The organism is Flavobacterium sp. MEB061 (assembly GCF_000834715.1).
Taxonomy (GTDB): Bacteria; Bacteroidota; Bacteroidia; order Flavobacteriales; family Flavobacteriaceae; genus Flavobacterium; species Flavobacterium pectinovorum.
In genome coordinates this window covers 221987-241502 of the sequence record NZ_JXQR01000045.1, presented here as the reverse complement: position 1 = coordinate 241502, position 19516 = coordinate 221987, and the positions used below count along the sequence as shown (strand labels likewise).

Sequence of the window (19516 nt, the reverse complement as noted above, 5' to 3'; positions counted from 1 at the left end):
AGCAATCTAAAATTCCCAAAATGAGCATTATACAAGAATTTCTACGCTATAACAGACAAACTATATTGCCGGAAATTGGCGATGAAGGTCAGGAAAAACTAAAAAAAGCAAAAGTATTAGTTATTGGAGCCGGCGGTTTGGGCTGTCCAATTTTACAATATATTTCGACTGCCGGAGTTGGTTTTATTGGAATAATGGATTTTGATACTGTTGAAATTCACAACTTGCATAGACAGATTTTATATACCGAAAATGAGATTGGACAAGAGAAGGCAATCGTTGCTACAGAAGTAGTTTCAAAACTAAATCCGCTGATTGAAGTTGAAGTTATTAATCTGAAATTGACAACTGAAAATGCCTCTACGATTATTCAACAATATGATATTGTCGTAGATGGTTCTGATAATTTTGAAACACGTTATCTGGTTAATGATACTTGTGTTCAATTTCAAAAACCTTTAGTTTATGGAAGTATTTTAAAATTTGAAGGTCAAATTGCTGTTTTTAACCACAATGGAAGCAAAAATCTTCGAGATTTATTTCCTGAAATGCCAGATCCAAAAGATGTTCCAAATTGCAATTTAAATGGTGTTTTAGGAACTTTACCGGGAATTATTGGCACAATGATGGCGCACGAAACACTTAAATTAATTTTAGAATTACCAACTTTAAAAAACGAATTGATGCTTTTTAATACGCTGAATTGGAGTTTTACAAAATTGAGTTTTTAGAAAACAATTTCGTCTCCAACTTTAATTAATCCGCTATTTAAACTTACTATATTAGTTCCGAAAAAAACTGAATTGTCTACTTTTCGATACTTACTTAAAGTTTTCAAAGGTTCTTTTTTTATGATGCCTTTTTGCGGATCATTATTTACCATGATACATCTTCCACAAGGTTTCACGTTTTTAAAATCAACTTCTCCAATTTTGAAAGTATCGAAGTTGTCTTCTTCATGAGGAACTTCACTGCTTATAACAATATTTGGGCGAAATCGTAAAATTGTGATTTTATCTTCTAATTTTTCATTCAAAAAATCAAGACTTTTTGTTCCAACTAACAAATAAGGATAACCATCAGCAAGGCTTACATTGAAGGTTTCTTTTAATCTTGAGCTTTCATGTTTTCGATCTCCGCTTTTGATGATTTTTACCAATTTGCACTCAAAACCTAATTGTTCGCTAAACCATTTTGATGTTGATTTATTTACTTCTACAACTTCACTTTTATCTTCCCAGACTTTGGTGTCTATTGGCTGATCTAAATGTTCATGAACCGAAAATTCATGTTTAAGATCTTTAAAAGTAATACTGATTTTTCCATCTGAAATTTGAGGATAAAACTGGCTCAAAATTGGGTGTTCTCTTTGCGTTATATGTAGATTTTCAGCATTAATCAACATCCATCTTCGGTCATTTTCAAATCCCATTTCTTCAGCAAAAGCTTGTTTACAGTTAATTCCGGCAAGGCTTTTTATCGGATAAATATAAATTTCTTTCACAGTGTAAATTGCACTCATAATTTCTTATTTTCTAAAATGTACATAAATTCTTCACGATCAATTTCACGACAACCTAAACTCTCTAAATGTGGATTATAAACCTGACAATCTAATAGCTTGTAATTTTCTTCTTTTAAAGATTGTACCAATGCTATAAATGCTACTTTAGAGGCATTTGATACTTTTGAAAACATACTTTCGCCACAAAAAACATGGCCTAAATCTATTCCGTATAAACCACCAACCAAAACCTCATCTTGCCAAACCTCAACTGATTTTGCCATGCCTTCTTTATGTAATTGACAATAAGCATCGATCATTTCATTTGAAATCCAGGTTCCGTCCTGACCTTCTCTTTTTATTTTTTGACAGTTCGAAATGACCTCCAAAAAATTTTGATTGAAAGTTACTTTAAACTGATTCCTGTTCAAAACATTACGCATGCTTTTTGACACAATCAATTCATCAAGAAACAAAACCATTCTGGGGTCCGGTGACCACCAGAGAACAGGCTCTCCTTCATTAAACCAGGGAAAAACTCCACTTGTATAAGCCAGCTTTAAACGTTCGGGATTTAAATCGCCACCTATTGCCAGAATTCCTTCTTCATCGGCCTCTGAAACTGGAGGAAAAAATAAATCTTTGAATACGTAATACATGTTTTAAATAAAATTACAAAATAAGTAAATTCCAAATTCTAAGCCTTAAGCTTCAAATAGACACAATATTGTCAAATTACAAATAAAAACAAAAAACCAAACCCCAATTACATATTTATGAATTGGAATTTGGAATTTATATTTTAGAATTTAAACTTTTAGAAAGGCAAATCGTCTGGTTCGTCTTCGTTTAAATTAGTAGCCGGAGCAAATGCTTCTGCAGCAGGCATTGGTGGAGTTTGTCCAGGACCTTCAGGCGCTACTCTTTCAATTCTCCAACCTTGAATACTATTGAAATATCTGGTTTCTCCTTGTGGATTAACCCATTCTCTTCCTCTTAAATTGATAGAAACTTTTACTGCCTCTCCTTGCTTATAGCTACTTAACAAATCGCATTTATCTTGTGTAAATTCGATTAAAATATGTTGTGGATATTGCTCATCAGTAGTAACAACTAATTCTCTTTTTTTGAATGAGGCACTAACTTGTTGCTCTGGGTTTACCACTTTTACTTTTCCTGTAACTTCCATCTTCGTCTATATTAATTATTGTTTCTTTTCTTATTTTTTAGCTAAAAGCACTTTCCAAGCAGATGTAACATCTTCTTTATCAAGGTATTTTTTAGCCTCCAGATGTATCTTTTCCTGATCATCGGAACTTAAAACTCCTTTTACAGAAAAATTTTCTTTCACAAATATACTAACTTCTTCTGTTGTAGGCAAGGCTTCTATGTTTCCTAATTTACCAAGATCATTTCCGTTAAAAACAGGGCTCTCTTTTATAAAATTAGGAATAACATCTACTCCAACACCTAAAGTTGTAAGTGGTTTTTGAACTTCAAAAAGTCCCTGGTTAGACCTTGAATACCAATTATTTCCTAACCTTGAAACCAGATCAATTTTATATTGATCAATTGCTCCGTTTTCATCTAAAACAGATTCATGAATATGTATTTTTACCACTTCACAAAGAATCAGATTTCCTGCACCGCCTTCTGTTCCCAGCGGAATTATCTGCGTGACTTTGCATTCAAACTGAACCGGAGATTCTTTTACGCGATATGGTTTTACAAAATCTGACGGAATTTGTGTTAATCCTGACTTTATAAATTCGTTTACTCCATCGCCGTATTCTGTACTGGCCAATGATGTTTGCTGTACCAAATCATAATTTACAACATTAATCACAACCTCGCGAGTTGCCTCTACATTAATAAGAGTATGTTTAATAGTGTTGTCACGCACTCGTCTTGCCGGTGAAAAAACTAAAATTGGCGGATTGGCACTAAATACATTAAAGAAACTAAAAGGTGACAAATTCGGGATTCCTTTTGCACTTATTGTACTAGCAAAAGCAATAGGTCTTGGGCCAATGGCACTTTGTAAATAACCTTGTAATTTTACCGTTGAAATCTCTTTTGGATCAATGCTAATCATAATTTTTCTTTTTAACCAAATCTCGTTTTGGCAACTACAAAAGTATAGAAATGGTTTAAGTCAGAGAAATAGTTTTAGCCTTAAAAACAAAAATCTTTACTGCAATCAAAATATTAAATGGGTATATTTCGTTATATTTATACCTCAAAAATTACTTTATGCGTTTTTCTGAAAGTAGAAATACAACTCGTTGGATTATTATTTTTATTTCCTTTTCGATCATTACTTTGATTCTTTGGAATACTTATACTTTTTTTCAAATATTCAAAAATGAAGAACGAATCAAAATGAAACTCCTGGCTAATGCGCAAATAGCATTAATCAACGCAGACGAAAATACTGATCTCGAACTTCCGCTTCAAATTTCCAGCAACAATACGTCTATTCCTGTAATATTAACAATGTACGACAAAATTCTGACTACCAGAAATGTACCTGACGAAATATTAAACGACCAAAAAAAATCGATGCGCTTTTTAAAAAATCTCCAAAGTGAAAATGAGCCCATTGTATTTGAATATTCTCCCGGAAAGTATCAAAAATTATATTATGGAAATTCGGCTTTACTTAATAAACTCAAATATTATCCCATCGCATTATTGCTGATTATCTTTTTGTGTGGTGCTTTGGTCTACAATTTTTATAAAAGCACAAAAATGGCGACTCAAAATAAACTTTGGGCGGGAATGGCAAAAGAAACAGCACATCAAATTGGCACACCATTATCATCATTAATTGGCTGGGTTGAGATTTTAAAGACCGAAGAAATTGATCAGTCCATAACTTTTGAAATTCAAAAAGATATTGAACGTTTACAAACTATTACAGATCGTTTTTCAAAAATTGGTTCTGTTCCTGTTTTAGAAGTTCATGATATTGTAGAAGAGACTTTAAATTCATTCAAATATTTACAATCCCGTTTTTCAAAACAAGTTGAGTTCTCTTATGATACTCCAACTGAGCCTATTTTGGTTATGATAAATCCAACTTTACATAGCTGGACAATAGAAAATTTGGTAAAAAATGCCATTGATGCCATGAAAGGAAAAGGAACCTTAGACCTTCAAATTGAGCAGGATGCACATCATGTAAAAATAAATGTAAAGGATTCCGGAACCGGAATTTCTAAAAAACAATTCAAAACTATATTTGAGCCTGGTTTTACTACCAAAAAAAGAGGTTGGGGTTTAGGGCTTTCTTTAACAAAGAGAATTGTTGTAGAATATCATAGCGGCAAAATAAAAGTTTTGCATTCTGAAATAGGAAAAGGGACTACATTTCAAATTCAGTTAAATAAAAAAGTGTAGTAAAATAATTCTACTACACTTTTCTTATTCTTTTTATCAAACTGAACGATTTTATCTGTCAGGCTGAGCGGAGTCGAAGCCCAGTTCTGATTGGGAACAAAAGGCTTCGACTCCGCTCAGCCTGACATACGAAAACTATTCTCAGTAAATCTATTACAAATTCGCCTGAATATTTTTGGCTAAAGCTTCAAATTCTTCTTTAGAAAGTGATACTTTATTGTGAAAACGCATTTCATCCATTTCATTTAAGGGAATCAGATGAACGTGTGCATGAGGAACTTCTAAACCAACAACTGCCATACCAACTCTTTTACAAGGAACAGTTTTTTCTAAAGCAATTGCAATTTTTTTAGAAAACTTCATTAATCCCAAATACAATTCATCTTCCATATCAAAAATCTTATTGATTTCTTGTTTTGGAATACAAAGTGTGTGTCCTTTTGCATTTGGATTTACATCTAAAAAAGCCAGATAATTTTCGTCTTCGGCAATTTTATAAGCTGGAATTTCTCCGTTAACTATTTTGGTAAATATCGACATCGTTTATTCGTTTATTTGTTGAATCGTTAAATCGGTTAAACAAATAAACGATTAACCAATTAAACATTTATAATTTAGTCTCTTGAAATTTCAAGGATTTCAAATTTCAAAACTCCATTTGGCACGGTGATTTCTGCCACTTCTCCAACTGATTTTCCTAGTAAACCTTTTCCAATAGGAGATGTTACCGAAATTTTTCCGGTTTTCAAATCAGCTTCACTTTCAGCAACAAGTGTATATTTCATTTCCATCCCGTTACTTTGGTTTTTAATTTTTACGTTAGAAAGTACCAAAGCTTTCGAAACATCAAGTTGTGATTCGTCTATTAATCTTGCATTTGAATACACTTCTTCTAATTTAGAAATTCTCATTTCTAATAAACCTTGTGCTTCTTTAGCGGCATCGTATTCTGCATTTTCAGATAAATCACCCTTGTCTCTTGCCTCTGCTATGTCTTGAGATGCCTTTGGTCGCATTACACTTTTCAAATGCTCCAACTCATCTTTTAGCTTTTTTAATCCTTCTGCTGTATAATAAGATACTTTACTCATAACTTCATCGTTTATATAAATACAAAAAATCCCATCGGGACGGGATTTCTTATTACAAATATACTATTATTTTTAATAGTACATAATTATATGTTAATCATATAGAATTCAAAACTAAATAATTTAATTTTGTTTCACTAATACTTTTTAAAATAATGAAAAAATTCTGGCTCTTTATCGTATTAACTTGTGTCTTTTTCTCTTGTAGTGATAGTAATAAAAGCAACAACAATCCTAATATTCCTAATTATGCAGTAAATGCTTATCTTAATACAAGTTTGCCATCGTACAATAACCTTTTATATGTGAGCAGCCCGGTTTATGTTCCAAATTATGGAGCAAAAGGTATTATTGTAATGAAAACAGGCGAAGGAACTTATACCGCTTTTGATGCTGCATGCCCAAATCAGGCCTTAACTTCTTGTGTTGCCATGACAATTGACGGTATTTATGCCGTTTGTTCTTGCGACAAAACATCTTACAATTTATTTACAGGACTTGGCGGACAGGAATACCCGATGAAACAATATCGGGCAGAATTATCCGGAAGTTCTGTTCACGTATATAACTAAATAAAAAAAGCCTGAAAGTAAATTTTTCAGGCTTTTTTGTTTCTGCTTCTTTTTTTAAAATTTTAAAGTTAATCCTGCCAGGAAATTAATCCCCGCCTGAGGATAATAGTATGGGTAAACGTCGTACATATATCCGTTTGAAACATATTTTTTGTCCAGAATATTATTTACCAAACCTGTAATCATTATTGATTTAAAAATAGATTTTGGTTTGATTTCAAAAGATACATTTAGATCATTTACAAAATAATCGGCCAACTTAGCTTCCGGCAATTCTATATTATTCATATATTGTTCGCCAACATATTTTTGTAATAATGAAATGTGCAAATTCTCAATCGGACTGTAAACAATAATATTTCCTGCAATTACTTCTGGTGAATATGCAATAGACGTGGTTCCGTAATTTTGTCCTTCTACAGCCAAATCAACATTTTTATTACTGCTTAAAGTAAAGTTTGGACGCAGCATAAATTTTTCTGAAAGCTTAATTGTTGCATCAACTTCAAATCCTAAACGGTAACTTTTTTCACTATTTGAACGAATTGGAGATCCAACATCATCCAGTGTTCCTGTTAAAATTAATTGGTCTTTGTAAGCCATATAATAGAAGTTCGAATTCAATTGAAATTTCTCTGAATTAAATCTCCAGCCTAATTCAAAATCATTTAATTTTTCAGGCTTTACATTTCCACCTTCATAATCGGTTCTGTTTGGTTCGCGATTAGCTCTGGCGTATGAAAAGTAAAGTGTGTTTTTTTGATTGATTTCGTAATTCAATCCCGCTTTTGGATTGAAGAAATTAAAGTTATCATCTACCAAACCTGTTTCAATACTATTGGCTTTATACTGTACATTTCTATATTGTAGATCTCCGTAAAAACTCAATTTTTCTGTGAATTGATAATTTGCTTTCGCGAAAATATTTCCATCCGTTTTTGTTGAAAAATCATCATAATAATGATCTCCTAACTCTGATTGAGAAGCATATCTTGCCCAGATTACTTTGCCATAATGATCGCCTTCATATTTATTCCAGCCCCCGCCAAAGATCACGTCAAATTTTTCGTCTTTATATTTTACAGAAAATGTAGTTCCGTAAAAATCATTGTCTAACCATTTTTGACGTACCAAATCGGTTGTAGCTATTGCCCCAACAGGCAGCAAACCATACTCCCCCATATCGGCATCTTCTTTATAATTCTCATAATAGCCTTTTCCTTTTGTATAATGAACCGCTAAATTCGTGCTCCATTTATCCGAAAAAGATTCATTCCAATGCAATTGGTAATGATCTTGTTGGTAATTATCGGTTTCATTATCATAAAAACGAGCATTTCCTGCTTCATCTGTATACATTCCTGCAGAATTGAAAGTACGGTTAGTATTTAAAGTTTCAGCATCGATCCCATTCCAAGATTGGTATGTTTTTTCGGTTCCGCCAAAAACTAATGCTTTGATTAAAGTTGTCTTACCAACGTAAGTTCCTTGTAAAAAATATGATTTTAAATCAGAACTTGCGCGGTCAATATAACCATCAGATTTTAGTGTAGACAAACGTCCGGCTAATTCAAAATGATCGTTTAATAAACCTGTACTAAATTTTACAGTATTTTTTCTAGAATTGAAACTTCCGTAAGAACTGGAGACTTCGCCATTTGCTTTAGAAGCATAATTATCAGTAAGCATGTTTAAACTTGCACCAAAAGCTGAAGAACCGTTTGTAGATGTTCCTACACCGCGCTGTAATTGCAGGCTTTCTACAGAAGAAGCAAAATCGGGCATGTTTACCCAGAATGTTCCCTGACTTTCGGCATCGTTGTACGGAATTCCGTTTATGGTAACATTTACTCTTGTGGCATCGCTTCCGCGGACTCTGATCCCGGTATATCCAAAACCATTTCCTGCATCAGAAGTCGTAACAACAGATGGTAAATAATTCATTAAAATTGGAATATCCTGACCTAAATTTCGGTATTTAATGTCTTTTTTATCCAAATTACTAAACGTAACCGGCGTTTTTGCAGTAACACGAACGGCAGAAACCAAAACCTCATCGAGAGAATTTACCCTCGTAGAGTCCTGCGTTTGTGCGAAAGAAATTAGAGTACAGAAGAAAGAGAATAGAAGAAAGAAAATAGATTTGGTTTTGCTCAATTTATGAGACTTAGAACCTTTGTAACTTAGCACCTCAGTACCTTCAAAAAATGTTTTCATCCGTAAAAAATTACGAATAAAAGGGGGAATTATTCTTTTTGTTAAATTAATAAATGTGTTTCTTACAACAAAATATAGTGTGCACACTAACAATTGTCGTTTTTTCCCTTAGCAACATTACTCGCTCAGGTTCTTTGGGTATGATCTCAGCTCGTTATTTAGAGCACCCCTTTGAGACAGTGCAAATGTAAAGTTAAAAATTCCAAAAATCAAATTCCAAATTCCAAAAACTTACTTTTAATTTAAATTCCAAAAAAAGAAATTCCAAATTCCAAAAGACTTACTTATATAGTTTTCAATTGGAATTTGGAATTTCTTTTTTTGGAATTTATTTTGATATTTAATCTAAGTTCGGTTTTTTACGAGATTGTTTTATTTCAGAGATGTTTTTTTTATCCTTGATTCGTTTTTTAATTACTGATTTTGGAATCTTGGTTGCTTTACGAACTTTCGGAACAAACAATCCTTTTTTAATGATTTCTAAAAAACGTTTTATAACAATCTCTTTATTTTTAAACTGACTTCGATCTTCGTCACAGTTTAAAATCAGAATATTTTCAGATGTTAAACGCTGAGCAATATTAGTTTGCAAAAGTAATTTTTCCTCTTCAGATAAAGCCTGAGAAGCGTTTAAATCAAAAGTCAACACGACTTTTGAAGAAACTTTATTTACATTTTGTCCGCCGGCACCACTGCTTCGAACGGCTTTAAAACTTAACTCTGATATGATTTTATCTGTATCCATTTTTATTGTGGCTGATGTGCAGGTTTTAATAAATCATTTACTGTTTTCACAGGATTAAATGTAATCAACGGAACAGCAACAAAAATAGTGAGCCAATTTGCCATTGCTCCGTTCCATAAGCCCGGTAGTTCATAACTTTTAACTATTTTTCCGTCAACACTTTTTTCTACAATAAATCCTGTTTTATGATCTACAAATTGAGTGAGGTCAAACTTTTCATTTTTATAATTTTTGATTCCGCAAACTAAATCAACGGGATTAAAATGGGTCGCTTCCGCTAAAATTTGACGCTGTTTCTTATTTTTTAAATCTACCTGAGATGTTTCTACAATCTGAAGTGAAACGGTTCCTTTTTCGTCCATAACCCAAAAAGGACCTCCTCCTGGTTCTCCTTCATTTTTCACCATTCCGCAAACCCTTATTGGTCTGTCTAATAGTTCTTTAATTTTAATAATTTTATTTTCAAACGTAAATTTATTAAAATCATTTGTCAAATTAATATTCAACTGTTCTTTTAAAAACTGAACAATTTCAACAATGCTGCTCTCTTTTATATGCTGGTCTTCAATAGCTTTTAAATAACTAAAAACTTGTTGCTGAATTTCAATTAAAATTCCCGCAAGACCTTTTTTGTACAACGTGATTTCATGAATATGATTTTGAATTACGTTATCTATATTTTTAATAAAAATAATATCTGAATCAAGTCTATTCAAATTTTCGATTAGTGCTCCATGCCCGCCAGGTCTAAAAACCAGTTCTCCATTTTTATTTCTAACTAATTCATTATCAACATCGACTGTAATAGAGTCTGTAGTTTTATTTTGATAAGAATATCCAATATTAATTTTAGTTTTGGCCTGTTTTTCTATGTTACCCTGAACCAAATCAACCGCTTTTTCAAATTGAGACTGATGAATTTCTGAAACCGTAAAGTGTAAGTTTGATATTTGATCGGATGTAGCATAATGCACACATTCATTCAAATGTTCTTCTATTGGGGTTGCAATATGGGTTTGATAATGATGAAACGGTAAAACTGCTTTGGGCTTATTTGCAAAATCAAAATAGTCAGGAGATAATAGTAATTTTATGAAATAATAATTTTTGTAATCTGTGTCTAAAGTTTCAAAATCAGGATAAACTTCTCTAAGCTTTTTATCTACAGCTTCAAAAAAAGGAAACTTTTCCATTGCGACAATAAAAATAGACAAATCACTATCTTTTTTTCTGTTGATGTAAGCATTTATAGTTTCTTTCTGAAGATCAAAATCATTCAAAAAGGTTGTTAAAAACTTAAACATTCGGCTTGCTGCACCAGATGCGGGAACAAATTTCTTTAGTTTTAATTTTGATTTTTGAAAGTCAAAAAAACGGGCTTTTGTTTCAAAATCATTTTCTGCTAAATTTAAAATTCCATTACCAATTGTTGCAGGGCTTATTAAATTACTCTTTAAGATTCCGTTTTTAAAAATTTTTAGTTGTTGTAAAACACTTTCAATAGAAACTCCGTGATTGTAAATTTCAACAAAATCAGAAGATGAAAATCCGTGTTCTTTGGCAATTGTCAGGTTATCAATAATAATTGCAGCTTTTGCGAGGCGGCTTTCTTTATTCCCCGAAAGGGTTATAAATGGTTTTTTATTATCTATTAAAGTTTGCTTAAAAACCGAAAAAACAGTTTCTCTTCCTTCAGGTTTATCTCTAATGTCATCTTTTTCCCAAGGAACATCTATATCTGTCAGGAAAAATAAATCGTATTCATGTTCTAATGCTTCTTCATTTAAAAGAGGATCACAAAAACCATAATATATTTCAGAAAAAACTTTGGTAACCATTAAATTAGTATCGCAAAACAGGTATTTCTTTGCCGAAGAAAGTTTTTCATTTTCTAATGACATTTGTCCGTATGCAATGGGAAGCATATCATCTGCCTCACATATATGTTGGTTTTCTTCCCACCTTTTTTGCAAATAATCCCGTGCAAACTCAGGAACCCATTCCGTTTCGTAATGTGCGGCAAGTTGTTTTGCTAAAGTTGTTTTGCCTGTACTTTCAGGACCAAACAAAGCAATTTTTATTATAGCTGTTTTTTGCTGTCTAAGATTTTTCTCCATTCTAAATAAGCTGAAATAGCTAAAATTGTAAAAATTAAATATTGAAGTGACAACATTCCTAAGCCGCGATAAGCATAAAGAGGCACAACAATAATATCACCAATAATCCAAAGTGTCCAGTTTTCGATTTTTTTTCTGGCCATGTACCACATTCCTGCAAAAAATATTCCCGACGAAATCATATCAACATAATTGTCATTATGAATCTCGTAATCGAAATATTTATAAATGCCGAAAACTACAAAAATGGTCACAAAAAACAATATAATTCCAATTATTTTTTCATTAAGATTTGTTCGTGTTATAGGTAAATTATCTTCGACTGTTCCTCCTTTTGCCCAAACGTACCAGCCATAAATGCTCATTACAGAAAAGTAACCATTAATAATCATATCGCCAATATAACCGGCAATATATAAAAGATAAACAGAAATTACAGTCGCAATTAAACCTGTTGGATATACCCAAATGTTCTCTTTTTTAGCAAACCAAACACTTAAAATTCCGAACACAAAAACCAGAAACTCTAAAGCAATATGCCATAAAGGGGCATTTTTATAACTTTCTAAAAAAAAATCAATCATTTGGGTTGTTGTATTTAGCTATTATTTAATTTCTATGACTCAAAAAAACGGCTGTTATTTTCGAAAGCTGTTCCTATAACCACTAAATCTGCACCGGCATTGTACGCATTCTGAATTCCTTGCAAATCTACAATTCCTCCTCCAACAATTACAGGAATTTTAACGCTTTGAGAAATTAGCTGTATCATTTTGAATGGAACCGCTTTTTTGGCACCACTTCCGGCTTCAAGATAAATTAATTTATTTCCTAACATTTCTCCGGCTTGCGAAGTTGCCAAAACCAAATCGAGATTCTCCCTATTTAACGGCTCTGTTTTACTTACTCTTGCCACTGCTGTTTCATTACCGCTTTCGATTAAAATGTATCCTGTTGAGATTACTTCAAGATTCATTTTTTTAAGAATTGGCGCCGCCTGAACCTGATATTCTATTAAATAATCCGGATTTCTGCCTGATAATAATGACAAAAACAAAATGGCATCTGCCTGAGGCGATATTTGTGAAGGATCTCCAGGAAAGATAACCACCGGTAAATTTGTTTTTTGTTTTAATTGAGCAATTAACTCTTCTAAAATTGTTGTCTGAACAATACTACCGCCCACAAAAATATGCGTCGCCGGCGATTGATTAATTTTCAGCAATAAATTTTCTATATTTTCTAATACAATATTATCCGGATCTAAAAGAATGGCAAGCAATTTTTGTCCATTGTTTTTGGCCTGAATAATTTGCTCGTAAATATTGGGTATTTTTTGTTGCATAATGGCCGTAAAAGTAAAAGTTTTTTAATGTAGAAGAACAATTTTGAATGAATTATATTTGTGTGAAGGCTTTTAGAATCCAAAAAACAAAATTATGATTGCTACTGAATTATTAGAAAAATATGGTGCTTTAAAGAAAGTTTTTGATAAAATGGCTATTATTTTTGAAGAAGGAAATTTACCCGCTTATTATTATCAAATTGTTTCCGGTGAAGTAAAAATGAGCAATTATAATGATGATGGAAGGGAATTTATTCAGGGAATCTTTTATAAGGAACAATCTTTTGGGGAACCGCCTTTGTTTCTAAATCAAAATTATCCCGCTAACGCAATTGCTGTTGAAGATTCGGAAATTCTTCTTCTTTCAAAAAATAATTTCATGAAATTGCTGGAAGAAAATCCTTCCGTAAGTATTAAAATAATTCAGAATCTGGCGCAGCGATTATATTATAAATCGGTTATGGCGGCAGAAATGTCAACGCAGGAACCAGAACATCGGGTTTTAAAATTAATGGATCAAGGAATTGCTTATTTCAATTTCCAAAAGGATGAAAACGGATACCTCATCAATTTTACCAGACAGCAAATTGGCGATTTAACCGGTTTACGGGTTGAAACCGTTATCAGAACTATTAAAGCATTGGAAAAAAAAGGCGTTTTGAAGATTATAAATAGGAAAGTATACAGATAAAAAAGTTTCTGTTTTATGATTAAAGTCATGAAATGGAGTTGTATAGTGCATGTACCTTTGTAGTATAAAAATCTCAATATCATGACACTATATCAAACAACATTCGAAAATTTCAACAAAAACTATATGGGTTCTGCTGCAATGGCTGTAATTGGTCAAAGCTGTTTAGGTGGTGCAGCTGCAATGTACATTCTTTCACACGGAACCTCTATTGTACAAATGATACAATTGGCAATTATTGTTTTAGCCTCTGTTTTTGCCAACACTTCAATTTTAGCACAAATGAAACATAAAGTAGTTTTTAACCTTATCATTTTAAGTGCTCTATTAAGTGTTTTCTTTATATTTCTGAATAGTTTTGTACTATGAAAAAACAAATAGAAAATAGAGCCGATGTCGAATTTCTAGTACATCAGTTTTATGCTAAAATAAGAGCCGATAGAGAAATCGGCTTTTATTTTAATACGATGATAAAAGATTGGGAAAAACATCTTGAAAAACTGACTGATTTTTGGGAAACCAATTTATTTGCCGTAAAAAAATACAAAGGAAATCCGCATGCCGTACATAATGAAGTTGATGCCCATTTTGGCGAAAAAATTACTTCAAATGAATTCGGAATCTGGCTTAATCATTGGTTTCAAACTATAGATGAACATTTTGAAGGTGAAAATGCCGACACACTAAAACGTCGTGCCAGAAAAATGAGTACTTTTTTATATATGAGTATGTTTGAACATCGAAAAAAAGAAAGCGAAGTGTAGTTTTTTGTCAATTTCAATAGAAAGGAGAAATTACACTAGAAACTCCGCAATGAAATCGCCAATCCAGGTCGAGTTTCGAGTGTGATTTCTCCCTTCGGTCAAAATGACAAGACTGTTGTCAATTTTGGAATTTGGAATTTCTATTATTGGAATTTTAAAAAAAACTACTTCTCAAAGGCATACACCAAAGTAAAAGTATCATCAAAATTATCTGATTTAATTTCTTTGTAATGCACATCAAAATCTTTTACAAGGTTATCAAAATGAAGGCTTGCATCTGTTCGACTTTCGTTTAACGAAAAATCTTCAACCTGAATATGATCTTTAAAACTTATTCCTTTTTCGTTTCTGATTTTAAAGATCGCTTCTTTTGCTCCCCAAATTACGGTAAGTTTTTTTATGTATTCTTCTAAAACATTTTGATTTAAATAATCAAATTCGGTATCAACAAATTTATCAGCAATTCGAAGTATTTTTTCGCGCTGTAATTCCATATCAATTCCAACAGTTTCGTGACTGATTATTATGGCCGCAAAATGATACGAATGTGTAATCGAAATATAGTTATGACAATCAAAATAAGGTTTTCCAAATTCGTCATAATGCAAATCGTGATCTGTAAAACCCATTTCCTGAATCAACATACGAACACTCAAAAAAGCACGCTGATGCAACTGAGATTTCATTCCGTTTAATCGATTCTGTGTTTTCTCTTTTAAAACTACTTTACTCAATAACTCCTCAAAAGATTCCGTTATTTCCCAAATTAAAAGTTTGGTAGTTTCGTTACATTGTATGGTTTGAAATAAAGGCATTACTTTTTAATTATGAATTATGAGTTGTGAATTATGAATTATGAATTTTCTAATCTTATCACTATGAATCTAAAAATGCAATTAGTAAAGAAAGTACATTTAACAGAATCTTTTTTAAATGAACTTACACCACTTATATGGTGAAAAATAATTTCGAAACTAATGTTCTAAAGATTAAGAAATTAAACATTTCACAAATCTTACAGAAATAGTCAAAATTAAAAACCTATTCCGTAAATTTGCAAAAATTTTACAATATACAAATATACACTATAAATGAGTACTACAACTACGCCTTATGTGGCTTTCAAAGTAAAAGACATTTCTCTAGCGGCTTGGGGAAGAAAAGAAATTGAACTAGCTGAAGCTGAAATGCCAGGTTTAATGGCGCTTCGTGCTGAATATAAAGACGAACAACCTCTTAAAGGTGCTCGTATCGCTGGATGTTTACACATGACGATTCAAACTGCAGTTTTAATCGAAACTTTAATCGCTCTTGGTGCAGAAGTTACTTGGTCTTCTTGTAACATTTTCTCTACTCAGGATCAGGCTGCTGCTGCAATCGCTGCTGCAGGAATTCAGGTTTATGCCTGGAAAGGTCTTGATGAGCAATCATTTGACTGGTGTATTGAGCAAACTTTATTCTTTGGTGAAGACAGAAAACCATTGAACATGATTCTTGATGACGGTGGAGATTTAACAAACATGGTTATTGATCGTTTCCCAGAATTGGTTCCTGGAATTAAAGGATTATCTGAAGAAACTACAACTGGAGTTCACAGACTTTACGAAAGAGTAAAAGCCGGAACTTTACCAATGCCTGCAATCAACATTAACGACTCTGTTACTAAATCTAAATTTGATAACAAATACGGTTGTAAAGAATCTGCTGTAGATGCTGTACGTCGTGCAACTGACTTAATGTTAGCTGGAAAAAGAGTAATCGTTTGTGGATACGGTGACGTTGGAAAAGGAACTGCTGCTTCTTTCAGAGGTGCAGGATCTATTGTAACTGTTACTGAAATTGACCCAATTTGTGCTTTACAAGCTGCAATGGACGGTTATGAAGTTAAAAAATTAAACACTGTTGTTGCTAATGCTGATATCATCATTACAACTACAGGAAATAAAGATATCGTTCTTGGATCTCATTTCGAGCAAATGAAAGACAAAACTGTTGTTTGTAACATCGGACACTTTGATAACGAAATTGATATGGCTTGGTTGAACAAAACTCACGGTGCATCAAAAATCGAAATCAAACCACAAGTTGACAAATATACTATCGCTGGAAAAGATATCATCATTCTTGCTGAAGGTCGTCTAGTAAACCTTGGTTGTGCTACAGGTCACCCAAGTTTTGTAATGAGTAACTCATTTACAAACCAAACTTTGGCACAAATCGAATTATGGAAAAACAGCGCTGCTTACAACAATGACGTTTACATGTTACCAAAACATTTAGATGAAAAAGTTGCTGCTTTGCACTTAGCTAAATTAGGAGTTGAATTAGAAACTTTACGTGACGACCAAGCTGCATATATTGGCGTTCCGGTTGAAGGTCCATTCAAACCAGAATACTACAGATACTAGTAAATTTTAGATTTCTGAGTTTAGATTTTAGATTCTAAATCTCTCGATTTCTTTATTACATATTCAAACCCGATAAGTTTTAAAAACTTGTCGGGTTTTGTTTTTTATTCAGGAAGTAATCAGATTATATTTATATATTAGCTATAAAACAGAGTTTAAATCTCATCGAACACAAAAATATGATTGAAAAAGTTTTATGCGAGCAACATGGATCAAAAGAAATGTCTTTTTCCTGTATTCATATTGCAATGGCTATAGACAAAAAAGAAAAAGTTGGTTTTTTCTATTCAGAGGCTGAAGAAGACCTTCCGCAAATTGCTTGGTGTGGTGCATGTGAACAATGGTTGTTAGACAATGGTGAAGAATGGAATGATACCTTTGAAACCATAGCCGATTTTAAAACATTATGTTCTGATTGTTTTGAAGAGGCAAAAAACAAAGAATTAGAAATTCATATCCGATAAATAAATCTCATGAAAAAAATTATTATTCTTTATCTATTCCTTTGTCTAAATTTTACTTTATCAGCACAAAATAAAGATACCTGGATTTCATTTTGGGATAAAGACACAACCCATCTGGGATTTAAAGATAAAAACGGCAATATCAAAATTGAACCAAAATTTATGGGGATGACTATTGCTCATAAATTCGAAAATATAATTGCTGTTAGCGAAGAAGAAAATGAAAACTGGAAAAGCTACTATCTAACTAAAACCGGAAAAATAGTCGGACGTGACAGTTTATATGTTTTTGACAATGGACCTGATTGTGAAAATGAAGGTTTTATACGCTTTAATGATCCTAAAACTGATAAAATGGGAATGTTTAATGGAGATGGAAAAATCGTAATTCCGGCTGAATACAGTGATTTAACAAGAGTTAGAAACGGAATGATTATAGCTCTAAAAGATGCCGTTAAAGAAAAAGATGGAGAACATTTTTTTTGGACTGGAGGAAAAGAATTTCTAATTGACATTAACAATAAAATTCTAATTGAAAATTTTGGCTTCAATGATGAGTTGAATTTTTATTCTTTAGAAAAATCAAAAGAAAAAAATCCAGATCCTGTCAGAGATAATTTCCTTGGCATTGACGGACAATATTATTCGTTTATTAATTTTGACAAGGAATTTAAAGAATGGCTTAAAAACATCTTACTTACTGATTTATCAAAAGAAAATTTATTGAAACACTCTTACGATGAAATCACGTATTGGAAAAAGAAAGACGATGACGGCTGGATTACTAAACCAAAAGAAGCGTTTATGAAACTAAATTACAAACTCATAAAAGCGAAACTATTAGAATTAAAATCGGCAAATTGTGATTATCAAATATTTTCTGAAAGCTTAAATAAATTTATCTATGAAGCAGATGAATATGATCAATATTTTGATAATTGCCGTCAGGCGAAAGACTGGATTAATCCTGTGAAAAACATTGTTATTTCTCCTCAGAATAAAAATGAATCAGGGCAAGATCATTTTGAGTTTTTAAGAACCGAAAATGGATATAAACTAATAAGCGCTTCATCAAGAAAAGAGGATCTTAAATAAAATTACAATTGAATTGTTTCATGTTTCATGTTTCACGTTCTGAAGTACTTGAAACATGAAACAAAAAGTAAAAAACTCCGCAAGTTTCGGATTTTATAACCGCAAAATCCACCTGATATTTGTATTATAAAATTGAAGAAATGAACACACAAGAAAACATCAATTATAATCGTATTGCCGAAGCTATCGATTATATCAAAGCAAATTTTAAGGATCAGCCTAATCTTGATGAAGTTGCAGAAAAAGTACATTTGAGTCCGTTCCATTTTCAGAGGCTTTTTAGCGAATGGGCAGGTACAAGTCCGAAGAAATTTTTGCAGTACACAAGTTTAGAACACGCTAAAAAACTTCTTAAAGAAAATCAGGCTACAATTTCTGAAACAGCGTACGAAACAGGTCTTTCAGGTACAAGCCGTCTTCACGATTTGTTTGTAAACATTGAAGGAATGACGCCTGCTGAATATAAAAATGGCGGTAAAAACCTGCAAATTAATTTCAGTTTTGCCGAAAGTCCGTTTGGGAATATTATTGTCGCTTCTACACAAAAGGGAGTTTGTCTTATGGCTTTCGCCGAAGATGAAAAAAGAGGATTTGAAGATTTAAAACATAAATTTCCTAATGCAGCATTTTCAAGAAAACTCGATTTAGCACAACAAAATGCCCTTTTCATTTTCCAAAATGACTGGAGTAAATTATCTGAAATCAAACTGCATTTAAAAGGAACTGATTTTCAATTGAAAGTTTGGGAAACCTTGCTTAAAATTCCAATGGGCCAACTTTCGACTTATGGTTCTATTGCACAGAAAATCGAAAAACCAAACGCATCCCGAGCCGTTGGAACTGCCATTGGAAGCAATCCCGTAGCTTTCCTTATTCCGTGTCATCGCGTTATTCAATCGTCTGGAATTTTTGGCGGTTATATGTGGGGCAATACTCGAAAAACAGCTATTATTGGCTGGGAAGGTGCGCAGGTAAATCCAATAATCTAAAATTTCTATTTACAATTTATGACGACAATCTTTGTGTAGACGCACTGCTGTGCGCCTCTACAGATATGCCTTGTGTGAATAATTCGTCATATAAAATTCAATCTAAAATTAT

At 32.5% G+C, this 19516-nt stretch carries 22 protein-coding genes; 10 read left to right on the top strand and 12 right to left on the bottom strand.

What is annotated here, in order from left to right; all coding sequences use genetic code 11:
• The first annotated feature begins 20 nt into the window (after nt 1–20).
• On the top strand, nt 21–731 hold the full coding sequence (locus tag RT99_RS18635; RefSeq protein WP_042566244.1) for a HesA/MoeB/ThiF family protein: 711 nt from the start codon (nt 21–23) through the stop codon (nt 729–731).
• Here the strand turns inward: RT99_RS18635 and RT99_RS18630 are convergent.
• From RT99_RS18630 to RT99_RS18615, 4 genes are all read right to left on the bottom strand, one after another.
• Nucleotides 728–1522, bottom strand: a complete 795-nt coding sequence (locus RT99_RS18630) for an MOSC domain-containing protein (RefSeq protein WP_042566243.1) — start codon at nt 1520–1522, stop codon at nt 728–730. The genes RT99_RS18635 and RT99_RS18630 overlap by 4 nt on opposite strands.
• Complete coding sequence (aat, locus tag RT99_RS18625; RefSeq protein WP_042566242.1) at nt 1519–2163, bottom strand: leucyl/phenylalanyl-tRNA--protein transferase; 645 nt, start codon at nt 2161–2163, stop codon at nt 1519–1521. Before aat ends, RT99_RS18630 begins: the two co-directional genes overlap by 4 nt.
• A 158-nt stretch (nt 2164–2321) precedes the next feature.
• Nucleotides 2322–2693 (bottom strand): DUF3127 domain-containing protein, encoded by a 372-nt coding sequence (locus RT99_RS18620; protein WP_042566241.1) that lies wholly within the window; start codon nt 2691–2693, stop codon nt 2322–2324.
• A 30-nt stretch (nt 2694–2723) separates the two neighbouring features.
• The gene (locus RT99_RS18615; RefSeq protein ID WP_042566240.1) at nt 2724–3599 is read right to left on the bottom strand and encodes a flavin reductase family protein; all 876 of its coding nucleotides are present in this window, start codon (nt 3597–3599) and stop codon (nt 2724–2726) included.
• A 158-nt stretch (nt 3600–3757) separates the two neighbouring features.
• Here RT99_RS18615 and RT99_RS18605 point away from each other — a divergent pair, with 158 nt between their 5' ends.
• Nucleotides 3758–4906 (top strand): HAMP domain-containing sensor histidine kinase, encoded by a 1149-nt coding sequence (locus tag RT99_RS18605; RefSeq protein WP_042566238.1) that lies wholly within the window; start codon nt 3758–3760, stop codon nt 4904–4906.
• A gap of 153 nt (nt 4907–5059) precedes the next feature.
• Here the strand turns inward: RT99_RS18605 and RT99_RS18600 are convergent, their stop codons facing one another.
• Nucleotides 5060–5446 (bottom strand): HIT family protein, encoded by a 387-nt coding sequence (locus tag RT99_RS18600; protein WP_042566237.1) that lies wholly within the window; start codon nt 5444–5446, stop codon nt 5060–5062.
• Between the two features lie 74 nt (nt 5447–5520).
• On the bottom strand, nt 5521–5997 hold the full coding sequence (gene greA / locus RT99_RS18595; protein ID WP_035623677.1) for a transcription elongation factor GreA: 477 nt from the start codon (nt 5995–5997) through the stop codon (nt 5521–5523).
• Nucleotides 5998–6152: 155 nt separating this feature from the next.
• Between greA and RT99_RS18590 the strand changes: the two genes are divergently transcribed.
• On the top strand, nt 6153–6569 hold the full coding sequence (locus RT99_RS18590) for a hypothetical protein (RefSeq protein WP_042566236.1): 417 nt from the start codon (nt 6153–6155) through the stop codon (nt 6567–6569).
• Nucleotides 6570–6623: 54 nt separating this feature from the next.
• On the opposite strand, the gene RT99_RS18585 is transcribed toward RT99_RS18590, so the two are convergent.
• From RT99_RS18585 to RT99_RS18565, 5 genes are all read right to left on the bottom strand, one after another.
• Nucleotides 6624–8786, bottom strand: a complete 2163-nt coding sequence (locus tag RT99_RS18585) for a TonB-dependent receptor (protein ID WP_042566235.1) — start codon at nt 8784–8786, stop codon at nt 6624–6626.
• A 340-nt stretch (nt 8787–9126) separates the two neighbouring features.
• Complete coding sequence (gene arfB / locus RT99_RS18580) at nt 9127–9531, bottom strand: alternative ribosome rescue aminoacyl-tRNA hydrolase ArfB (protein ID WP_042566234.1); 405 nt, start codon at nt 9529–9531, stop codon at nt 9127–9129.
• 2 nt (nt 9532–9533) lie between these two features.
• Nucleotides 9534–11648 (bottom strand): DUF4301 family protein, encoded by a 2115-nt coding sequence (locus RT99_RS18575; RefSeq protein WP_042566233.1) that lies wholly within the window; start codon nt 11646–11648, stop codon nt 9534–9536.
• Nucleotides 11612–12232, bottom strand: a complete 621-nt coding sequence (gene pnuC, locus RT99_RS18570; RefSeq protein ID WP_042566232.1) for a nicotinamide riboside transporter PnuC — start codon at nt 12230–12232, stop codon at nt 11612–11614. Before pnuC ends, RT99_RS18575 begins: the two co-directional genes overlap by 37 nt.
• A 32-nt stretch (nt 12233–12264) precedes the next feature.
• Entirely contained in the window at nt 12265–12993 is a 729-nt protein-coding gene (locus RT99_RS18565; protein WP_042566231.1) for a geranylgeranylglyceryl/heptaprenylglyceryl phosphate synthase, read from the bottom strand.
• Nucleotides 12994–13087: 94 nt separating this feature from the next.
• On the opposite strand from RT99_RS18565, the gene RT99_RS18560 reads away from it, so the two are divergent.
• The 3 genes from RT99_RS18560 (at nt 13088) to RT99_RS18550 (ending at nt 14448) form a co-directional block, all read left to right on the top strand.
• A complete protein-coding gene (locus RT99_RS18560) occupies nt 13088–13684 on the top strand; it encodes a Crp/Fnr family transcriptional regulator (RefSeq protein ID WP_042566230.1) in 597 nt (198 codons plus the stop codon).
• A gap of 81 nt (nt 13685–13765) precedes the next feature.
• Entirely contained in the window at nt 13766–14053 is a 288-nt protein-coding gene (locus RT99_RS18555; RefSeq protein ID WP_042566229.1) for a hypothetical protein, read from the top strand.
• Nucleotides 14050–14448 carry a group III truncated hemoglobin gene (locus RT99_RS18550; RefSeq protein ID WP_042566228.1) on the top strand — a complete coding sequence of 133 codons (399 nt, stop codon included), beginning with the start codon at nt 14050–14052 and terminating at the stop codon, nt 14446–14448. The genes RT99_RS18555 and RT99_RS18550 overlap by 4 nt, the downstream gene beginning before the upstream one ends.
• A 164-nt stretch (nt 14449–14612) precedes the next feature.
• Here RT99_RS18550 and RT99_RS18545 read toward each other — a convergent pair whose 3' ends face one another.
• The gene (locus RT99_RS18545; RefSeq protein ID WP_042566227.1) at nt 14613–15263 is read right to left on the bottom strand and encodes a 4'-phosphopantetheinyl transferase superfamily protein; all 651 of its coding nucleotides are present in this window, start codon (nt 15261–15263) and stop codon (nt 14613–14615) included.
• 276 nt (nt 15264–15539) lie between these two features.
• On the opposite strand from RT99_RS18545, the gene ahcY reads away from it, so the two are divergent.
• From ahcY to RT99_RS18525, 4 genes are all read left to right on the top strand, one after another.
• Nucleotides 15540–16856 carry an adenosylhomocysteinase gene (gene ahcY, locus RT99_RS18540; protein WP_042566226.1) on the top strand — a complete coding sequence of 439 codons (1317 nt, stop codon included), beginning with the start codon at nt 15540–15542 and terminating at the stop codon, nt 16854–16856.
• 179 nt (nt 16857–17035) lie between these two features.
• Nucleotides 17036–17320: a hypothetical protein gene (locus RT99_RS18535; RefSeq protein ID WP_042566225.1), complete on the top strand. Its 285-nt coding sequence runs from the start codon at nt 17036–17038 to the stop codon at nt 17318–17320.
• Between the two features lie 9 nt (nt 17321–17329).
• On the top strand, nt 17330–18415 hold the full coding sequence (locus RT99_RS18530; protein WP_042566224.1) for a WG repeat-containing protein: 1086 nt from the start codon (nt 17330–17332) through the stop codon (nt 18413–18415).
• 140 nt (nt 18416–18555) lie between these two features.
• Complete coding sequence (locus RT99_RS18525; protein WP_042566223.1) at nt 18556–19404, top strand: methylated-DNA--[protein]-cysteine S-methyltransferase; 849 nt, start codon at nt 18556–18558, stop codon at nt 19402–19404.
• Nucleotides 19405–19516: the final 112 nt, after the last annotated feature.

What these genes read in the sequence shown, in the direction of transcription:
- RT99_RS18630 (WP_042566243.1), bottom strand. Translation starts at nt 1,522, where the DNA reads ATGAGTGCAATTTACACTGTGAAAGAAATTTATATTTATCCGATAAAA.
- RT99_RS18530 (WP_042566224.1), top strand. Translation starts at nt 17,330, where the DNA reads ATGAAAAAAATTATTATTCTTTATCTATTCCTTTGTCTAAATTTTACT.
- RT99_RS18555 (WP_042566229.1), top strand. Translation starts at nt 13,766, where the DNA reads ATGACACTATATCAAACAACATTCGAAAATTTCAACAAAAACTATATG.
- RT99_RS18560 (WP_042566230.1), top strand. Translation starts at nt 13,088, where the DNA reads ATGATTGCTACTGAATTATTAGAAAAATATGGTGCTTTAAAGAAAGTT.
- RT99_RS18585 (WP_042566235.1), bottom strand. Translation starts at nt 8,786, where the DNA reads ATGAAAACATTTTTTGAAGGTACTGAGGTGCTAAGTTACAAAGGTTCT.
- RT99_RS18565 (WP_042566231.1), bottom strand. Translation starts at nt 12,993, where the DNA reads ATGCAACAAAAAATACCCAATATTTACGAGCAAATTATTCAGGCCAAA.
- RT99_RS18590 (WP_042566236.1), top strand. Translation starts at nt 6,153, where the DNA reads ATGAAAAAATTCTGGCTCTTTATCGTATTAACTTGTGTCTTTTTCTCT.
- RT99_RS18550 (WP_042566228.1), top strand. Translation starts at nt 14,050, where the DNA reads ATGAAAAAACAAATAGAAAATAGAGCCGATGTCGAATTTCTAGTACAT.
- RT99_RS18635 (WP_042566244.1), top strand. Translation starts at nt 21, where the DNA reads ATGAGCATTATACAAGAATTTCTACGCTATAACAGACAAACTATATTG.
- RT99_RS18535 (WP_042566225.1), top strand. Translation starts at nt 17,036, where the DNA reads ATGATTGAAAAAGTTTTATGCGAGCAACATGGATCAAAAGAAATGTCT.
- RT99_RS18605 (WP_042566238.1), top strand. Translation starts at nt 3,758, where the DNA reads ATGCGTTTTTCTGAAAGTAGAAATACAACTCGTTGGATTATTATTTTT.
- RT99_RS18615 (WP_042566240.1), bottom strand. Translation starts at nt 3,599, where the DNA reads ATGATTAGCATTGATCCAAAAGAGATTTCAACGGTAAAATTACAAGGT.
- arfB (WP_042566234.1), bottom strand. Translation starts at nt 9,531, where the DNA reads ATGGATACAGATAAAATCATATCAGAGTTAAGTTTTAAAGCCGTTCGA.
- greA (WP_035623677.1), bottom strand. Translation starts at nt 5,997, where the DNA reads ATGAGTAAAGTATCTTATTATACAGCAGAAGGATTAAAAAAGCTAAAA.
- pnuC (WP_042566232.1), bottom strand. Translation starts at nt 12,232, where the DNA reads ATGATTGATTTTTTTTTAGAAAGTTATAAAAATGCCCCTTTATGGCAT.
- RT99_RS18545 (WP_042566227.1), bottom strand. Translation starts at nt 15,263, where the DNA reads ATGCCTTTATTTCAAACCATACAATGTAACGAAACTACCAAACTTTTA.
- RT99_RS18620 (WP_042566241.1), bottom strand. Translation starts at nt 2,693, where the DNA reads ATGGAAGTTACAGGAAAAGTAAAAGTGGTAAACCCAGAGCAACAAGTT.
- aat (WP_042566242.1), bottom strand. Translation starts at nt 2,163, where the DNA reads ATGTATTACGTATTCAAAGATTTATTTTTTCCTCCAGTTTCAGAGGCC.
- RT99_RS18575 (WP_042566233.1), bottom strand. Translation starts at nt 11,648, where the DNA reads ATGGAGAAAAATCTTAGACAGCAAAAAACAGCTATAATAAAAATTGCT.
- ahcY (WP_042566226.1), top strand. Translation starts at nt 15,540, where the DNA reads ATGAGTACTACAACTACGCCTTATGTGGCTTTCAAAGTAAAAGACATT.
- RT99_RS18525 (WP_042566223.1), top strand. Translation starts at nt 18,556, where the DNA reads ATGAACACACAAGAAAACATCAATTATAATCGTATTGCCGAAGCTATC.
- RT99_RS18600 (WP_042566237.1), bottom strand. Translation starts at nt 5,446, where the DNA reads ATGTCGATATTTACCAAAATAGTTAACGGAGAAATTCCAGCTTATAAA.